Raw genomic sequence first — 14,586 nt, 5'->3', positions numbered from 1 at the left:
ATGTGCGCGGGGGCGCGGCCCGGTTCGAGGCGCACGTAGTTGGCCCTGCCCCAGTGGTAGGTCTCGCCGGTGAGCTCGTCGCGCACCGGCACGGAGCCGTCCATGTCGAGGCCGAGTTGCGGCATGTCCAGTGTGACCGTGGCCTCCTGGGTGTGGTGCGGGTCGAGGTTCACGACGACCAGAACCGTGTCATGACCTGCACGCTTGCTGTAGACGATCACCGCTTCGTTGTCGGCCTGGTGGAAACGCAGGTTCCTGAGCTGCCGCAGTGCGGGGTGGGCGCGCCTGATCCGGTTGAGCTCGGTGATCAGGGGTGCGATGGAGCGGCCCTCGCGGTCGGCGGCCTCCCAGTCGCGCGGGCGCAGTTCGTACTTCTCCGAGTGCAGGTAGTCCTCGCAGTCGGGGCGCGCCGGGGTGTTCTCGCACAGCTCGTACCCGGCGTACATGCCCCAGCTCGGCGCGAGGGTGGCGGCCAGCGCCGCCCGCACCTCGAAGGCGGGACGGCCGCCCTCCTGGAGGTATCCCGGCAGGATGTCCGGCGTGTTCACGAAGAAGTTCGGGCGCAGGAAGTGCCCGGTCCCGGTGGAGAGTTCGGTGAGGTAGTCGGTCAGCTCCTGTTTGGTGTTGCGCCAGGTGAAGTAGGTGTACGACTGCTGGAAGCCGATGGCCGCGAGGGTCCGCATCATCGCGGGCCGTGTGAACGCCTCGGCGAGGAAGACGACGTCCGGGTCGGTGGCGTTGACCTCGGCGAGCACCCGCTCCCAGAACTCGACGGGCTTGGTGTGCGGGTTGTCGACGCGGAAGACGCGGACGCCGTGGGCCATCCAGAACCGCAGCAGCCGTACGGTCTCCGCGATCAGCCCCGGCATGTCCTTGTCGAAGGCGATCGGGTAGATGTCCTGGTACTTCTTCGGCGGATTCTCGGCGTACGCGATGGAGCCGTCCGGGCGGTGTGCGAACCACTCGGGGTGCTTCTCCACCCACGGGTGGTCGGGGGAGCACTGCAACGCGAAGTCCAGGGCGACTTCGAGGCCGAGCTCACCGGCCCGGCGCACGAACGCGTCGAAGTCGTCGAGCGTGCCGAGGTCCGGGTGGACCGCGTCGTGCCCGCCCTCGGAGGAGCCGATCGCCCAGGGCACGCCGACGTCGTACGGTCCGGATGACAGGGAGTTGTCGGGGCCCTTGCGGAAGGTGGAGCCGATGGGGTGAATCGGCGGCAAGTAGACGACGTCGAAGCCCATCGCGGCGATGGCGGGCAGCCGTTCGGCCGCGGTGCGGAACGTCCCGGAGACGGGCGGGGCCCCTTCCTCGACGACGGCGCCCTCCGAGCGCGGGAAGAACTCGTACCAGGACCCGAAAAGAGCCCGCTCCCGCTCCACCAGCAGAGGGAGGTCGGGGGAGCGGGAGACCCGCTCACGCAGGGGGTGGCGTGCGAGGACCGCTTCCACCTCCGGGGTGAGTGCGGCCGCCAGACGGGCGGCCGGGGAACGCACGTCGTCCTGGAGCGCGTCGGCAGCGGCCAGCAGCGCCTGCCGCCCCCGCCCCGCCGGAACTCCGGCCGCCGCCCGCTCGTACAGCAGCGCGCCCTCTTCGAGCATCAGCCCGGCGTCGATACCGGCCGGGACCTTGATCTCGGCGGAGCGCCGCCAGTCCCGCACGGGATCCGCCCAGGCCTCCACGTGGTACGTCCAGTGCCCCTCGGCGTCCGCGGTGACGTCCGCGCCCCACCGGTCGCTGCCCGGGGCCAGTTCCCGCATCGGTGTCCAGGGCCCGCGGCGGCCGCCGGGTCCGAGCAGCACGACGTTGGCACCGACCGCCCCGTGGCCCTCGCCGAAGACGGTCGCCGTGACCTGGAAGGTCTCGCCGGGGACCGCCTTCGCGGGGCGCCGGCCGCAGTCGACGACCGGGTGGACGTCCAGGACGGGCACGCCGGGGGGCAGGGGCGGGGACCCGGGCACAGCGGTGGCAACAGGGGTCGTCCGTGGAGCTGACGTCATCGGTCCCTCCTCCGCCGGGCTTGCGTGCAGTCGGTCTGTCTCGCAGGTGCCGCGCGTCGTCACGAACCCCGGGGAACCGGGGGCGGCTTCACCCTGCGCGTGGTCCGCGGACGCAGGAAGAGCTCGGCGGCGTCGGCGGCCACCCGCGCCTTGGACTCACCCATCAGCACACACAGCGTGTACGCCGTGTCCTCGAAGCGCATGCGCACGGCGAGGTCGGCGGGGTGGGCGAGCAGTCTCCGCTCCCACGACCGGTACTGGCGCAGATGCCGTGCGACCTCGGCCCTGGCAGGCAGCAGCGTCACGCCGGTCACCTTCCTGTCGAACCTTCTGACCCATGGTGCACGTGTGAGCACGAAGCGTCCTGTTGGGTATTCAACGATCTGGTTCTCGTCTGCCTCGGGTTCCGCCTCGGGTTCTCCCTCGGGTTCCGTCTCGTGTTGCGCGGATGGAGTAGTGCTCTCACTCTGAGACTGACTCAGAAGCGATCAGTGCTCACGCTTCGTGTTCGGGGCTCGGTCAAACAGACCGGGGCGGGGCGAAAAAGCTTCGCCGAGAGGAGCCAAGAGCAATGAAATCCGCGATCCCCTGCTACTACCACCTCGATGTCGAGGTAAGCCCGGAGAGGATCGACCAGGTCAGACGCATCCTGACCGCGCATCTCCGGCACTGGGGGCTGGAAATCCTCGTCGAATCCGTCTGCCACTGCACCGGCGTGCTGCTCCGTGAGATCGATGAGTACGGAGCCGACAAGAGGACCGTCGTGGAGATGTGGTGGAGCGGGCAGCACCTCATCACCGCCGTGTCGGACAACAACCGCGACCTGCCCGAACGGCACTACGGGCCCCAGGGCTGCCTGACGCAGATCGCCGCCATGAGCGACGGCTGGGGCAGTTTCCCGGCGACCAACGGCAAGATCATCTGGTTCTCCCGCCGCGCCCGTGCGCCCGAACGGGCCCCGCTGGCCCCCGCGGCGCCCGCCCCCAGCCTGCGCGAGGCGCTGGAACTGCCGCGCGAGGTACGCCACGCCGTCCTCGCCAACCCGGACGAGGCCGACGCCCCGGTCCCCGCGGCCGCGGGCGTCCCGGCCGCCGTGGCCGCGCCGGCCGCCGCGAGCGCCCACGGACCGCGTCACGGAGCACGTCACCGGCCGCGTCACGGACTGCGGGCGGACGCATTCCGGACGAGGATGGCGGAGCAGGAACCCGCGGTGTGAGCGCCGGACACGCGTGAACGCCGTATCCGTGGAGAGCGACGACGCGACGCGCCGGCCGCGACCGCCCGAGTGAGCGGCCGCGGCCACGCGCGGCCCGCTCCCGTCCGACCCTGAGCCCCCCCCGTACGGAGGCAGTTGCGTGCGCACCTGGACCGGCGCCCCCTTTCCCCTCGGAGCCACCTACGACGGCGAAGGCACCAACTTCGCCCTCTTCAGCGAGATAGCCGACCGGGTCGACCTCGTACTGATCGACGACGACGGCACACACCGGAACATCACCCTCACCGAAGTCGACGGCTTCGTCTGGCACTGCTACCTGCCGGGTGTCGGCCCCGGCCGGCGTTACGGCTACCGGGTGCACGGCCCCTGGGATCCCGCCGCGGGACACCGCTGCAACCCCGCCAAGCTGCTCCTCGACCCGTACGCCAGGGCCATCGAGGGCCAGACGGACAACCACGCGGCCCTCTTCGAGCGCGCGCCGCAGGGCCCCGACCCCGCCGACAGCGCCGGGCACACCCCGCTCTCGGTGGTCACCGATCCGTCCTTCGCCTGGGAGGACGACAGGCCGCCACGCCGCCCGTACGCCGAGACGGTCGTCTATGAGACGCATGTGCGCGGCCTCACCCGCACCCACCCCGAGGTCCCCGCCGAACTGCGCGGCACCTACGCGGGCCTCGCCACCGAGCCGGTCATCGACCACCTCACGTCCCTGGGCGTGACCGCGGTCGAGCTCATGCCGGTCCACCAGTACGTCCAGGACGGCTTCCTGCGCGACCGCGGCCTGTCCAACTACTGGGGGTACACCTCCATCGGCTTCTTCGCCCCGCACAACGCCTACGCGGCGCACGGCTCGCGCGGCGAGCAGGTCACCGAGTTCAAGTCCATGGTCAAGGCGCTCCACCGGGCCGGGCTCGAAGTGATCCTGGACGTGGTCTACAACCACACCGCGGAGGGCAACGAGAACGGCCCCACACTCGCCTTCCGCGGCATCGACAACGCGTCGTACTACCGCCTCGCGGAGGACGATCCCGCGCACTACTTCGACACCACCGGCACCGGCAACAGCCTGCTGATGCGCCACCCCAACGTCCTGCAACTCATCATGGACTCGCTGCGGTACTGGGTCACCGAGATGCACGTCGACGGGTTCCGCTTCGACCTGGCGGCCACGCTCGCGCGGCAGTTCCACGACGTGGACCGGCTCTCGGCCTTCTTCGACCTGGTCCAGCAGGACCCCGTGGTCAGCCGCGTCAAACTCATCGCCGAACCCTGGGACGTCGGCGACGGCGGCTACCAGGTCGGCAACTTCCCGCCCCTGTGGTCGGAGTGGAACGGCAAGTACCGCGATTCCGTACGGGACTTCTGGCGCGGCGCCGACCACTCGCTCGCAGAGTTCGCCTCCCGGCTGACCGGCTCGTCCGACCTGTACCAGCACGACCGCCGCCGCCCGCGCGCCAGCGTCAACTTCGTCACCGCGCACGACGGCTTCACCCTCCGCGACCTGGTCTCGTACGACGAGAAGCACAACGAGGCCAACCAGGAGGACAACCGGGACGGCGAGAGCGTCAACCGCTCGTGGAACTGCGGCGTCGAGGGGCCCACCACCGACGAGGCGGTCCTCGAACTCCGCGCGCGCCAGCAGCGCAACTTCCTGGCCACGCTCATGCTCTCGCAGGGCATACCGATGCTCGCCCACGGCGACGAACTCGGCCGCACCCAGCAGGGCAACAACAACGCCTACTGCCAGGACAGCGAGATCTCCTGGATCGACTGGGACCTCACCGAGGCCCAGCGCGACCTGATCGGCTTCACCAGCCGCGCCATCCACCTCCGCCTCGCCCACCCCGTGCTGCGCAGACGCCGCTTCTTCCGGGGCGACACCGCGACACACGAGGACCAACCGCTGCCCGACCTGGTGTGGCTGCGGCCCGACGCGCGCGAGATGACGGACAAGGACTGGCAGTGGCCCGACGCGCACGCCGTCGGCGTCTTCCTCAACGGCGACGCCATCGCGGAGCCCGACGCCCAGGGACGCCCCGTCGTCGACGACTCCTTCCTCCTCCTGCTGAACAGCCACCGGGAGCCGATCCTCTTCCACCTGCCGGACGCCGCGTACGGCGAACGGTGGACGACCCGCATCGACACCACCGACGCCGAGGGGATCGCCGACGAGGTCGAGTACAAGGCGGGCGGGGAGGTCGCCATGGAACCCCACAGCCTGCTCCTGCTCTCCCGGCCCGCCCGACGGGCTGTCCCCGGCCGTGCGGTCACTCCTTGACACCGGCCCTCACCAGTCGATCCCGGCCGCCACCGGCAGATGGTCGCTGCCGGTGGCCGGCAGCACCCACGAGCTCTTCGGCTCCACGCCGCGGACCAGGATCTGGTCGATCCGCACCACCGGGAACCGCGCGGGCCAGCTGAAGCCGAAGCCGCTCCCGGCCGCGTCCTGGACCGAGCGCAGCCGTGCGGTGAGACCGTCGAACGCGCGGTCGTCCATGGTGCCGTTGAGGTCGCCGAGCAGCACCACCCGATCGTTCCGCTCGGCGGCGACGGCCTTGTCGAGCGCCCCCGCGCCCCGGTCCCGGTCGGCCGTCCCGAAGCCCGTCCGGGGACTTACCCGTACGGACCCCAGATGGGCGACGTACACAGCGAGGGGCCCGTGGTCCGTGGCCACCGTGGTGCGCAGCGCCCGGGTGCCGGCCGCGCGCGCCCAGGCCGGCTTGGTCTCCGCCAACGGCCCGGCATCCATCGCGGTGTCGACCGGCCGGGTGCCGGTCAGCGGCCGCTTGCTCCACAGGCCGACCGTGCCCCGCACCGCGTGGTGCGGGTACGCCTTCGCCAGCTCCTTCTCGTACGTGCCCCGCGCCTGCGGGGTCACTTCCAGCAGCGCCAGTATGTCCGCGCCGGAGGCGGCCAGGTCGCGCGCGGTGCCGGCCGGGTCGGGGTTGTCGGCGCCGACGTTGTGACTGACCACGGTGAGGTCGCCGGCCGGCCGGGACGCGCCGAACAGTCCGCCGACCACCCCGCCGAGCGGCCCGCCGAAGAGGCTGAGCCACACCGTGACCGGCAGCAGCAGCGCGACCGCGGCGGAGGCGGAGCGGCGCCACACCGCCCCGGCCAGCAGTGGCGGGACGCACAGGCCGGACCACGGCAGGAAGGTCTCCAGGAGGCTGCCGAGGTTCCCGACCCGGTTGGGGACCTGCGCGTGCAGCAGCATGAGCAGCCCGAGGAGGAGCGCGAGCGCAGCGAGGACCGGGCCGCGCCGCCACGGCCCCGGCCGGGGGGTGAGCGAGGCGTCCGCCGCTCCCTGCCCGGTCACCGCGGCATCGTCGGGTCCTGGACGAGGTGGGCGTACATCTGCGGGCACCAGGGGCGGGCTTGGCGAGGTTTGATTCATGCCGCCAGTCAAGGCGCTGCGGTGTTGCCGACGCGTATGCCGTTTTCGATACGCCGACGATATGCGTGGGCTCGTAGCCTCGAACCATGCGCGTATTGATCGTGGAGGACGAGCCCTACATGGCGGAGGCCATCCGCGACGGCCTGCGCCTCGAAGCGATCGCGGCCGACATCGCGGGTGACGGCGACACCGCCCTGGAGCTCCTGAGCGTCAACACCTACGACATCGCCGTCCTCGACCGGGACATCCCCGGACCCACCGGCGACGAGATCGCCACACGCGTCGTCGCCTCCGGCAGCGGCCTGCCGATCCTCATGCTCACCGCCGCCGACCGGCTCGACGACAAGGCCACCGGCTTCGGGCTCGGCGCCGACGACTACCTCACCAAACCCTTCGACATGCGGGAACTGGTGCTCAGACTCAGGGCACTCGACCGCAGACGCGCGCACTGCCGGCCGCCCGTGCGCGAGATCGCGGGCCTGCGCCTCGACCCGTTCCGCCGCGAGGTGTATCGGGACGGCCGCTATGTCGCGCTCACCCGCAAGCAGTTCGCCGTCCTCGAAGTCCTCGTCGCCGCCGAAGGCGGTGTCGTCAGCGCCGAAGCGCTTTTGGAGCGGGCCTGGGACGACAACGCCGACCCGTTCACCAACGCCGTACGCATCACCGTGTCGGCGCTGCGCAAGCGGCTCGGCGAACCCTGGGTCATCGCCACCGTGCCCGGCGTCGGCTACCGCATCGACGCGCGGCCGGAGGGGGAACCCCGTGGCTAGCGCGGCCAGGCAGCCCGGCATGAGCGTGCGCCTCAAACTCACCCTCAGCTACGTCGGGTTCACCATGCTCGCGGGAACTCTCTTGCTCGCCGCCGTCTGGGTGTACCTCCTGGAGTACGTGCCCGACGACTGGGACCGCCGCATGCTCCACGAGAACCCCAACCGGCAGCTCCTCCTGGGCATGTTCGCCCCGGCGGCGACCGCGGCGATGGTGTTCCTGCTGGTGTTCGGATTCCTGGGAGGCTGGGTCCTCGCCGGCCGCGTCCTCGCCCCACTGACCCGCATCACCCACGCCACACGCCTGGCCGCGAACGGGTCGCTCGCCCACCGCATCCGCCTCGAAGGCCGCGACGACGAGTTCCGCGAACTCTCCGACGCCTTCGACGGCATGCTGGAACGGCTCGAAGCGCACGTCGCCGAACAGCAGAGGTTCGCGGCCAACGCCTCGCACGAACTGCGCACCCCGCTGGCGATCTCGAAGGCGCTGCTCGACGTGGCCCGCACCGATCCGCACCACGACACCGGCGCGCTCGTCGACCGCCTCCAGGCCGTCAACACCCGGGCCATCGGCCTCACCGAGGCACTGCTCCTGCTCAGCCGCGCCAACCAGCGGTCCTTCACGCGGGAACACGTCGACCTGTCCCTCGTCGCGGAAGAGGCCACCGAGACACTGCTCCCGCTCGCGGAGAACCACGGCGTCACCGTCGAGACCTCCGGCGACATCGCGCCCACGGCCGGATCGCCGGAGCTCCTGTTGCAGCTGACCACGAACCTCGTGCAGAACGCGATCGTCCACAATCTGCCCGGCCGGGGCACCGTATGGGTCCACACCGGCGTCCAACCCACGACGGTGGTGCTCACCGTCGAGAACACCGGCGAGCACCTCACCCCGCAGCTGGTCTCCACCTTCACGGAGCCCTTCCAGCGCGGCACCGAGCGCACCCACGGCGACCAGGCGGGCGTCGGCCTCGGCCTGGCCATCGTCAGCACCATCACCCGGGCGCACGACGGAACCCTCACTCTCACCCCGCGCCCCGCGGGGGGCATCCGCATCACGGTGGAGCTGCCCAGGACGTCCCTGGCGTCACCCCCGGCGCCATCCCCGGCGCCATCCCCGACGGCACCCCTCGCGGAATGACCCGTTGGTCCGCCCCCGGCGCTACGGAGAGCGCGACCACTGGGCCAATGGCCCACTCAAGCGGGTTCCGGTTGAGCCGGACGGCGACTAGATGGTCTTATGGGGATGTCGATGGCGCTGCGGACTCCGTGGCGCCTTCTTTGTGTCCGTGTGCCGACTTCATATCTGTGTGCCGAGAGGGGCGGGAAGCTGTGCTGAAGAGGGTGTTCGTGGCTCCGGATCCGGGGCGGCTGCGCTTGCGCAGCGCCACACGCGCGGTCATCGGCATCTCCCTGGCCGTGGCCGTGTGCGGGCTGGTCGGGCACTCCCTCTCCGCGGCCATCGTCGGAGGACTCGCCGCGCTCCTCGCGCTCTTCACCGTGACCGACCCGACGGTGCGCGGTCAGGCGGTGACGACCGCCCTGCTGCCCGCGGTGGGTTTCCCCGTACTGGCCGTGGCCGCCGGACTGCACGACTACCCCCTGGCGAGGGACGCGGCCTTCCTCGCCGTGGTCGGAGCGGGCGTCTACGCGCGGCGCTGGGGCCCCCGCGGCCACGCTCTCGGGGTCTTCGCCTTCATGACCTTCTTCGCCGCCCAGTTCCTGCACACGGTCCCGGCCCAGCTTCCCGAGCTGTACGCGGCGGTGCTGCTCTCCCTGTGCGCCTCCTCGACGGTGCGGTTCGGCCTGTGGTGCTACGAGCGGGGCCGCCCGGCGGCAGCCGTGCCCGCGCTGTCGCAGGGGAGAGGCCTGGCCCGGGTGACCACGCGCCAGGCCGTGCAGGCGGTCGCCGGAGTGGCGTTCGCGCTCGGCGTCGGACAGGCGCTGTCCGACCAGCGGTGGTACTGGGCGGTCGGCGCCACATGGTGGGTGTTCGTGAACACCGTGTCGCGCGGCGAGACCCTGGTGCGGGGCTTCCGCCGGGTGCTCGGCACCGTCCTCGGCATCGTGGTCGGCTTCGCCGTCGCCCTCCCGGTACAGGGGGCCGCCGTGCCCACCGCCCTGGTCGTGGCGGTGAGCATCTTCGGGATCTTCTACACGGCGGCCGTCTCCTACAGCTGGATGATGTTCTTCGTGACGGCGATGGCCTCCATGCTGTACGGGCTGCTCGGCGTCCTGGACGCGTCGCTGCTGGTGCTGCGCGTCGCGGAGACCGCCGTCGGCGCGCTCGGAGCCGTGCTCGCCGTCCTGCTCGTGCTGCCGGTGACCACCCACGCGGTCACCGACGAGTGGATCCGCCGCGCTCTGCACTGCGTGCACGCCTGCGCGGCCGAGACCGCCGCCCGCCTCGCCGGAACCGAGGGAGCGGACCCCGCGCCGCGCGTGGCCGAGCTGGAGGTGCTGCTCGCCCGCGTGCGGCTGGCGGTCTCCCCGCTGGTGCATCCGCTGCACTACAGCCGGGAGAGGAAGGCGCGGGCTCGCGAGGTGCTGGCGCTGCTCGACACCTGCGCGCAGGAGGTGCGGTCGCTCGCCGCCGCGGCGTCGGACCCCGTCGCCTCCCACGACGACCGACTCGCGGCTGCCTGCTGGCGGGTGGAAGTGGCGGTGGAGGCGCTGACCTCCCCGACCGGCTCCCGCCGCGCGGGCGAGCCCCAGCCGCCCGTCCCGCAGACCGCCGGGCACCACCCCGCCCTCACCCACCTGCACGGCCTGGAGCGGGCGCTCGCGGCGATGGCCGTGCCTCTCCAGCGGCAGGAACCGGCGTAACGGACCGCTCCCCGGCTCGCCGGGCTTACTTGGATTCGACGCGTCCGACCGGGTCGGGGCGGGACGCCAACGCCTCGACCGCGGACTGCCAGGCGCCGCTGCCGGGGTGGAGCCGCGTGTGGAGGTAGGCCGCGGTGAGCCGGGCGAGGGCGGCCACCCGCTCGGGGTTCTCGTCGGTGGTCTCGGCGGCGTCGTAGCCGGCCACCCCGCCGAGTCCGTGTTCCGCGCCGAACAGGGTGAGCAGGGTCTTGGGGCCGGGGGAGAGGGCGTAGGGCTCGGCGTGCCAGTCCGGCCCCGCGTCCGTGAAGTGCCGGGGGTCGTCCTTGTCGCCGGCGACGACCAGCGCGGGCGTCGTCATGGTGGAGAAGTCGACGGCCCCGATGACCGGCCACTGCGCGGCCATGGGGCCGTTGAAGGCTTCGCCGCCCCCGCCGGGCGCCGCGAGCAGGACGCCCGCCTTGAACCGGGGCTCGGCGAGGTGCACCACTTTCCCCGTGTCGGGGTCGGTGAGTCCCGCGCCGAGCAGGAGCGCGGCGGTGAAGCCGCCGTACGAGTGCCCCGCGACGGCGGCCTTGCTGCGGTCGATCCGCCCGGCGAGCTGCGGCACGGCGCTCTCGATCACGTCGAGCCGGTCGAGGATGTGTGTCATGTCCTCGGCGCGGGAGCGCCAGAAGTCCGGTGCGCCCGGGGCGTCGGAGACCAGGTGGCTCAGTGTCCTGGAGGTGAGGTGGGTGGGCTGGATGACGACGAAACCGTGTGCCGCCCAGAAGTCGGCGAGCGGTGCGTAGCCGTTGAGGGAGGAGAGGTTGTGGGAAGGGCCATGGCCGTGGGAGAGGAGGATGACGGGGAGGCCGGTTCCGGTGCCCGCCCCGGTTCCTGCCCCGGTGATGGCGGGGGCGGAGACGCGCACCTGAAGGTCCACGGGGCGTCCGGGCACGGGCAGGGTGACGGGGCTGAAGGACAGGACCGGGGCGGGTGCTCCCAAGGCGTCGGTGGTGGCGGATATAGGTGTGGATGTGCTCACGGTGTGGGTTCCCCTTAGGCGTGAAGGAGCGGTGCGTTTCGACTACTCTGAAACGGAACTACGCTCCACTTACTATCCGGAGCGCTGATCCGCTTTGTCAAGCAGTGCCGAAACATCGGTGTCGAACCACCGGTGTGTCGAACCATCAGTCGAGCCATCGGTGTCGAAGGAGAACGTGATGCCCGCCGAGCGCAGCGCCGAGCACCCCGCAGGGCCCCCGCACCCCGCAGCGGAGCCCCCCTCCCGGAGCAAGCGGGCCGACGCCCAGCGCAACCGGCAGACGCTGCTCACCGCCGCCGCCGAGGTCTTCGCCATCTCCGGCGTCGACGCGCCGATCCGTCAGATCGCGGCGCGGGCGGGCGTCGGGATGGCCACGATCTACCGCCACTTCCCGACCCGCGCGGATCTCGTCACCGCCGTCTACCGCCACCAGATCGAGGCGTGCGCCGAGGCGGGCCCGGACCTGCTGGCCAGTGCCGACTCGCCGCTCGACGCGCTGCGCCGGTGGATCGACCTCTTCGTCGACTTCCTGGTCACCAAGCACGGACTCGCCGACGCCCTGCAATCCGACAGCGACCGATTCGCCGCGCTGCACGCGTACTTCCTCGACCGCCTGCTGCCCGTCTGCGCCCAACTGCTCGACGCCGCGGTCGAGGCCGGCGACATCAGGCCCGGTACGCAGCCCTACGAGTTGATGCGCGGCATCGGCAACCTCTGCATCGGACGCGACAACGACCCCCGCTACGACCCCCGACGCCTGATCGCCCTTCTCCTTCAGGGACTTGAGCAGGGGCATGGGCAGGGGGATGAGCAGGGGCGTGAGGTGCGGGCCCCGAAGTAGGGTGCAGACTGCACACGTTGTGCGTCCGCGTGATGAGGAGGCGATGGTGCTCGGAAAGGGCACGTGGTTGCTCGTGACCGTGATGAGCGTGGCCTGCCTGGTGTTCGTCGGTCCCAGTGCGCCGAAAGGTGTTCCCTTCGGCAGGCCACTGCCCGTTCACGCGGTCAAGGACATCGTGCCGAACCGGGTCATGACGTGGAACATCTGCAACCCCTGCGAGGAGAGCAACGTCGACCGGGCCGCGGAGATCGCCACGTACGCGCCCCAGGTCATCGGCTTGCAGGAAGCGTGCACGCGTGACGTCGAACAGATCAGGGACTACCTGAAGCGCTTCTACGGTCTGGCCTACCACGTCGAGTACGGGACGGTTCTCCGGGACTGGGGCCGCTGCGGGGGAGTGCCGTGGAACCCGGGCGCCTTCGGGCAGGCGCTGCTCTCGGCGGCACCGATGGCGGATCCCGTCAGCGTGGAGTACCCGGACGGCGGGTCGGAGGACCGCGGGTACATGGCCGTCACGACGATGGTGGGCGGCCGGCCCGTCCGGGTCTTCAACACCCACCTCGCCCAGCGGCGGCAGGAGGCCGTCAGGGCGCAACAGGTCCGCGTGCTCGCCGAGGCCGTCGCCCGGCACGACCGCGCCATCGCGCTCGGCGACTTCAACGCCGTGCCGGACGCGCCCGAGCTCACCCGGATGTGGGCACTGACCGAGAACACGGGCTCCCGGTGCCGTCCCTCGACCGCCGCCACCTGCGAGCCGACCACCGACTGGCTCAGCAAGTTCGACTACGTCTTCCTGCGCGGCGTCGCCCCGCTCGACCACGCCGTGCGACCCACCCCGTACTCGGACCACAACCTGCTGTACGCCGACGTGGACCCCGCTCAGTCCTGAGAGCCTGTCCGCGCACCTTCGCCGGCGCCGTCCTGATCGTTCTTCGAGGCGCGCCGCCCCCGGGTGACCGCGAGGACGCTGCCGGCGACGGCGATGACGGCGATGGCCAGGGCGATGCTGACGCCGCCCTCCGTGTCCCAGTACACGTCTTCCAGACTGATCAGGAGCGCCGCCTCGTCGACCACGAGGGCCAGCCCCACGCCGTAGGCCAGCCCCATCCACGCGCGTGCCCGCGCCGAGCGTTCGGCCAGGCCCGCCGCGCCCACCACCGCGAGCAGCACGATCCCCCACACGTAGTGGTGGATGTGGACGCCGCCGGCCTGCATGTCGCCGATGCCGGCCACGTCGATGTGGATGAGCCAGGTGAGCAGCCGCATGCCGCCGAAGGTGAGGGCGAAGCCCCACCAGGCAAGGACGAAGCCCCGGCGTTTCGGGGAGATGCCGGGCAGCAGGCGCAGCCAGGGCGAGGGCCGTTCCCCTTGGGAGGGGTCCTGCGAGGGGTCCTGCGTGGATGTCATCCGGGCTCTCCCACCTCTCCCGCCTCTGCCGCTTCTCCTGCTGTGAACTTCTCGATCAGTGCGGCCATGGCGTCCGGCGCGCTGTAGTGGGCCGCGTGCGCCGCGCCGGGAAGGTCCGCCGCGCGCCCGTCGGCGACGAGACCCGCCACCCGCCGGGTCCATGTGCCGGAGGCGATGGTGTCACCCGCTCCCCGTACGACGAGCGTGGGCGCGCGGACCCGGGACAGGTTCACCTCGAATGCATCCGCCGCGTCCCGCAGCGCGTGCCGGAAGGACGCGGCGCAGCGCAGCGGACCGGTCACCAGGTAGTCGAACGCGGCCAGCGACAGCAGGCCCAGCGGTTCTGCGGGGGCGTCCGCGACGAGCCGTCCGAACTGGCGTACGCCGGAGACCCCCGGTTCGAGCGCCGGACCGATCAGCACCAGGTGGCTCACCAGGTGGGGGTGGCGGGCGGCCAGGGCGGCGGCGACCTGGCAGCCGACCGAGTTGGCCACGACCGGGCCCGGGACCGCAGACAGCCGCCGGACCCGGCGGGCCAGCGCGTCGGCCTGTTCTCCGACCTCGGGCGCGCGGCGCACGGCGGCTCGCGAACGCGCGTTGCCCGGCAGGTCCGGCACCAGTACGGTCGCCCCGCCGGCGGCCAGCCGCCGCGCGAGCGGCACGAAGTACCGGCCCGAGAGTCCGAGCCCGTGCACGAGCACTGTGGGCGGCCGGTCCTCGCGCGGTGGAGGCCCGTAGCCGCGGACGTAGAAGCCGAGGTCGTTCATGTGATCCACTTGCCCACCATCGCCTTCCGCATGACTCGCGGCCAGCCCGGTGGGAGCGCCGGACCGGCCGGGGCGTGACGCGACGCGCCACACCCGGAGCGAGCATGTGCATCGGGCACATACGCGGTGGATCAGCCCGCCGGGGGGTACCCGCGCGGTGAACGGGCGCGGGCCGTGCGGGAGCGGACCGCGCCCCGAAACCGACCTTGCCCAGGAGCCGACCGCCCTCACCACGGCCCCCGCCGAAGGCTCCGGAGAGGCCCCGGCAAGACCTCCGGTCACCGCTTGGTCCAGACCGGCTGCTAGCGTCGGCCGCACGAGCGGCGCCTCGGATGCGGCGCCCC

Annotated in this window: 12 protein-coding genes and 1 pseudogene; 7 read left to right on the top strand and 6 right to left on the bottom strand. The window is 71.8% G+C overall.

Annotated features, from left to right (window positions below):
• Positions 1-1,997 (bottom strand): alpha-1,4-glucan--maltose-1-phosphate maltosyltransferase (locus tag ACZ4Z4_RS25310; RefSeq protein ID WP_468331454.1); only part of this gene is annotated, 1,997 nt, incomplete at its 3' end.
• 59 nt (positions 1,998-2,056) lie between these two features.
• Positions 2,057-2,311, bottom strand: a complete 255-nt coding sequence (locus ACZ4Z4_RS25305) for a DUF5133 domain-containing protein (protein WP_468331451.1) — start codon at positions 2,309-2,311, stop codon at positions 2,057-2,059.
• Positions 2,312-2,568: 257 nt separating this feature from the next.
• On the opposite strand from ACZ4Z4_RS25305, the pseudogene ACZ4Z4_RS25300 reads away from it, so the two are divergent.
• Positions 2,569-3,042, top strand: a pseudogene (locus tag ACZ4Z4_RS25300) (pep a2); the annotation flags it as partial.
• A gap of 310 nt (positions 3,043-3,352) precedes the next feature.
• Entirely contained in the window at positions 3,353-5,491 is a 2,139-nt protein-coding gene (glgX, locus tag ACZ4Z4_RS25295; protein WP_468331448.1) for a glycogen debranching protein GlgX, read from the top strand.
• A gap of 9 nt (positions 5,492-5,500) precedes the next feature.
• Here the strand turns inward: glgX and ACZ4Z4_RS25290 are convergent, their stop codons facing one another.
• Complete coding sequence (locus ACZ4Z4_RS25290) at positions 5,501-6,610, bottom strand: endonuclease/exonuclease/phosphatase family protein (protein ID WP_468331445.1); 1,110 nt, start codon at positions 6,608-6,610, stop codon at positions 5,501-5,503.
• An 86-nt stretch (positions 6,611-6,696) separates the two neighbouring features.
• Between ACZ4Z4_RS25290 and ACZ4Z4_RS25285 the strand changes: the two genes are divergently transcribed.
• The 3 genes from ACZ4Z4_RS25285 to ACZ4Z4_RS25275 all read left to right on the top strand — a co-directional run bounded on the left by ACZ4Z4_RS25285 (position 6,697) and on the right by ACZ4Z4_RS25275 (position 10,203).
• Complete coding sequence (locus tag ACZ4Z4_RS25285) at positions 6,697-7,380, top strand: response regulator transcription factor (RefSeq protein WP_468331442.1); 684 nt, start codon at positions 6,697-6,699, stop codon at positions 7,378-7,380.
• Positions 7,381-7,399: 19 nt separating this feature from the next.
• Positions 7,400-8,518, top strand: coding sequence for a sensor histidine kinase (locus ACZ4Z4_RS25280; RefSeq protein ID WP_468331439.1), 1,119 nt, complete (start codon positions 7,400-7,402; stop codon positions 8,516-8,518).
• A gap of 191 nt (positions 8,519-8,709) precedes the next feature.
• Complete coding sequence (locus ACZ4Z4_RS25275) at positions 8,710-10,203, top strand: FUSC family protein (RefSeq protein ID WP_468331436.1); 1,494 nt, start codon at positions 8,710-8,712, stop codon at positions 10,201-10,203.
• 25 nt (positions 10,204-10,228) lie between these two features.
• Here ACZ4Z4_RS25275 and ACZ4Z4_RS25270 read toward each other — a convergent pair whose 3' ends face one another.
• A complete protein-coding gene (locus ACZ4Z4_RS25270) occupies positions 10,229-11,227 on the bottom strand; it encodes an alpha/beta hydrolase family protein (protein WP_468331433.1) in 999 nt (332 codons plus the stop codon).
• 178 nt (positions 11,228-11,405) lie between these two features.
• On the opposite strand from ACZ4Z4_RS25270, the gene ACZ4Z4_RS25265 reads away from it, so the two are divergent.
• Together ACZ4Z4_RS25265 and ACZ4Z4_RS25260 are read left to right on the top strand one after the other, a co-directional pair.
• Entirely contained in the window at positions 11,406-12,068 is a 663-nt protein-coding gene (locus tag ACZ4Z4_RS25265) for a TetR/AcrR family transcriptional regulator (RefSeq protein WP_468331431.1), read from the top strand.
• A 43-nt stretch (positions 12,069-12,111) separates the two neighbouring features.
• Positions 12,112-12,957 (top strand): endonuclease/exonuclease/phosphatase family protein, encoded by an 846-nt coding sequence (locus ACZ4Z4_RS25260; RefSeq protein WP_468331428.1) that lies wholly within the window; start codon positions 12,112-12,114, stop codon positions 12,955-12,957.
• On the opposite strand, the gene ACZ4Z4_RS25255 is transcribed toward ACZ4Z4_RS25260, so the two are convergent.
• Together ACZ4Z4_RS25255 and ACZ4Z4_RS25250 are read right to left on the bottom strand one after the other, a co-directional pair.
• Entirely contained in the window at positions 12,948-13,475 is a 528-nt protein-coding gene (locus ACZ4Z4_RS25255; RefSeq protein ID WP_468331425.1) for a hypothetical protein, read from the bottom strand. The genes ACZ4Z4_RS25260 and ACZ4Z4_RS25255 overlap by 10 nt on opposite strands.
• Complete coding sequence (locus ACZ4Z4_RS25250; protein WP_468331522.1) at positions 13,472-14,242, bottom strand: alpha/beta fold hydrolase; 771 nt, start codon at positions 14,240-14,242, stop codon at positions 13,472-13,474. The genes ACZ4Z4_RS25255 and ACZ4Z4_RS25250 overlap by 4 nt, the downstream gene beginning before the upstream one ends.
• Positions 14,243-14,586: the final 344 nt, after the last annotated feature.

It is taken from the genome of Streptomyces sp. NPDC030245 (assembly GCF_055572995.1).
This window is presented reverse-complemented; position numbering and strand designations above follow the sequence as displayed.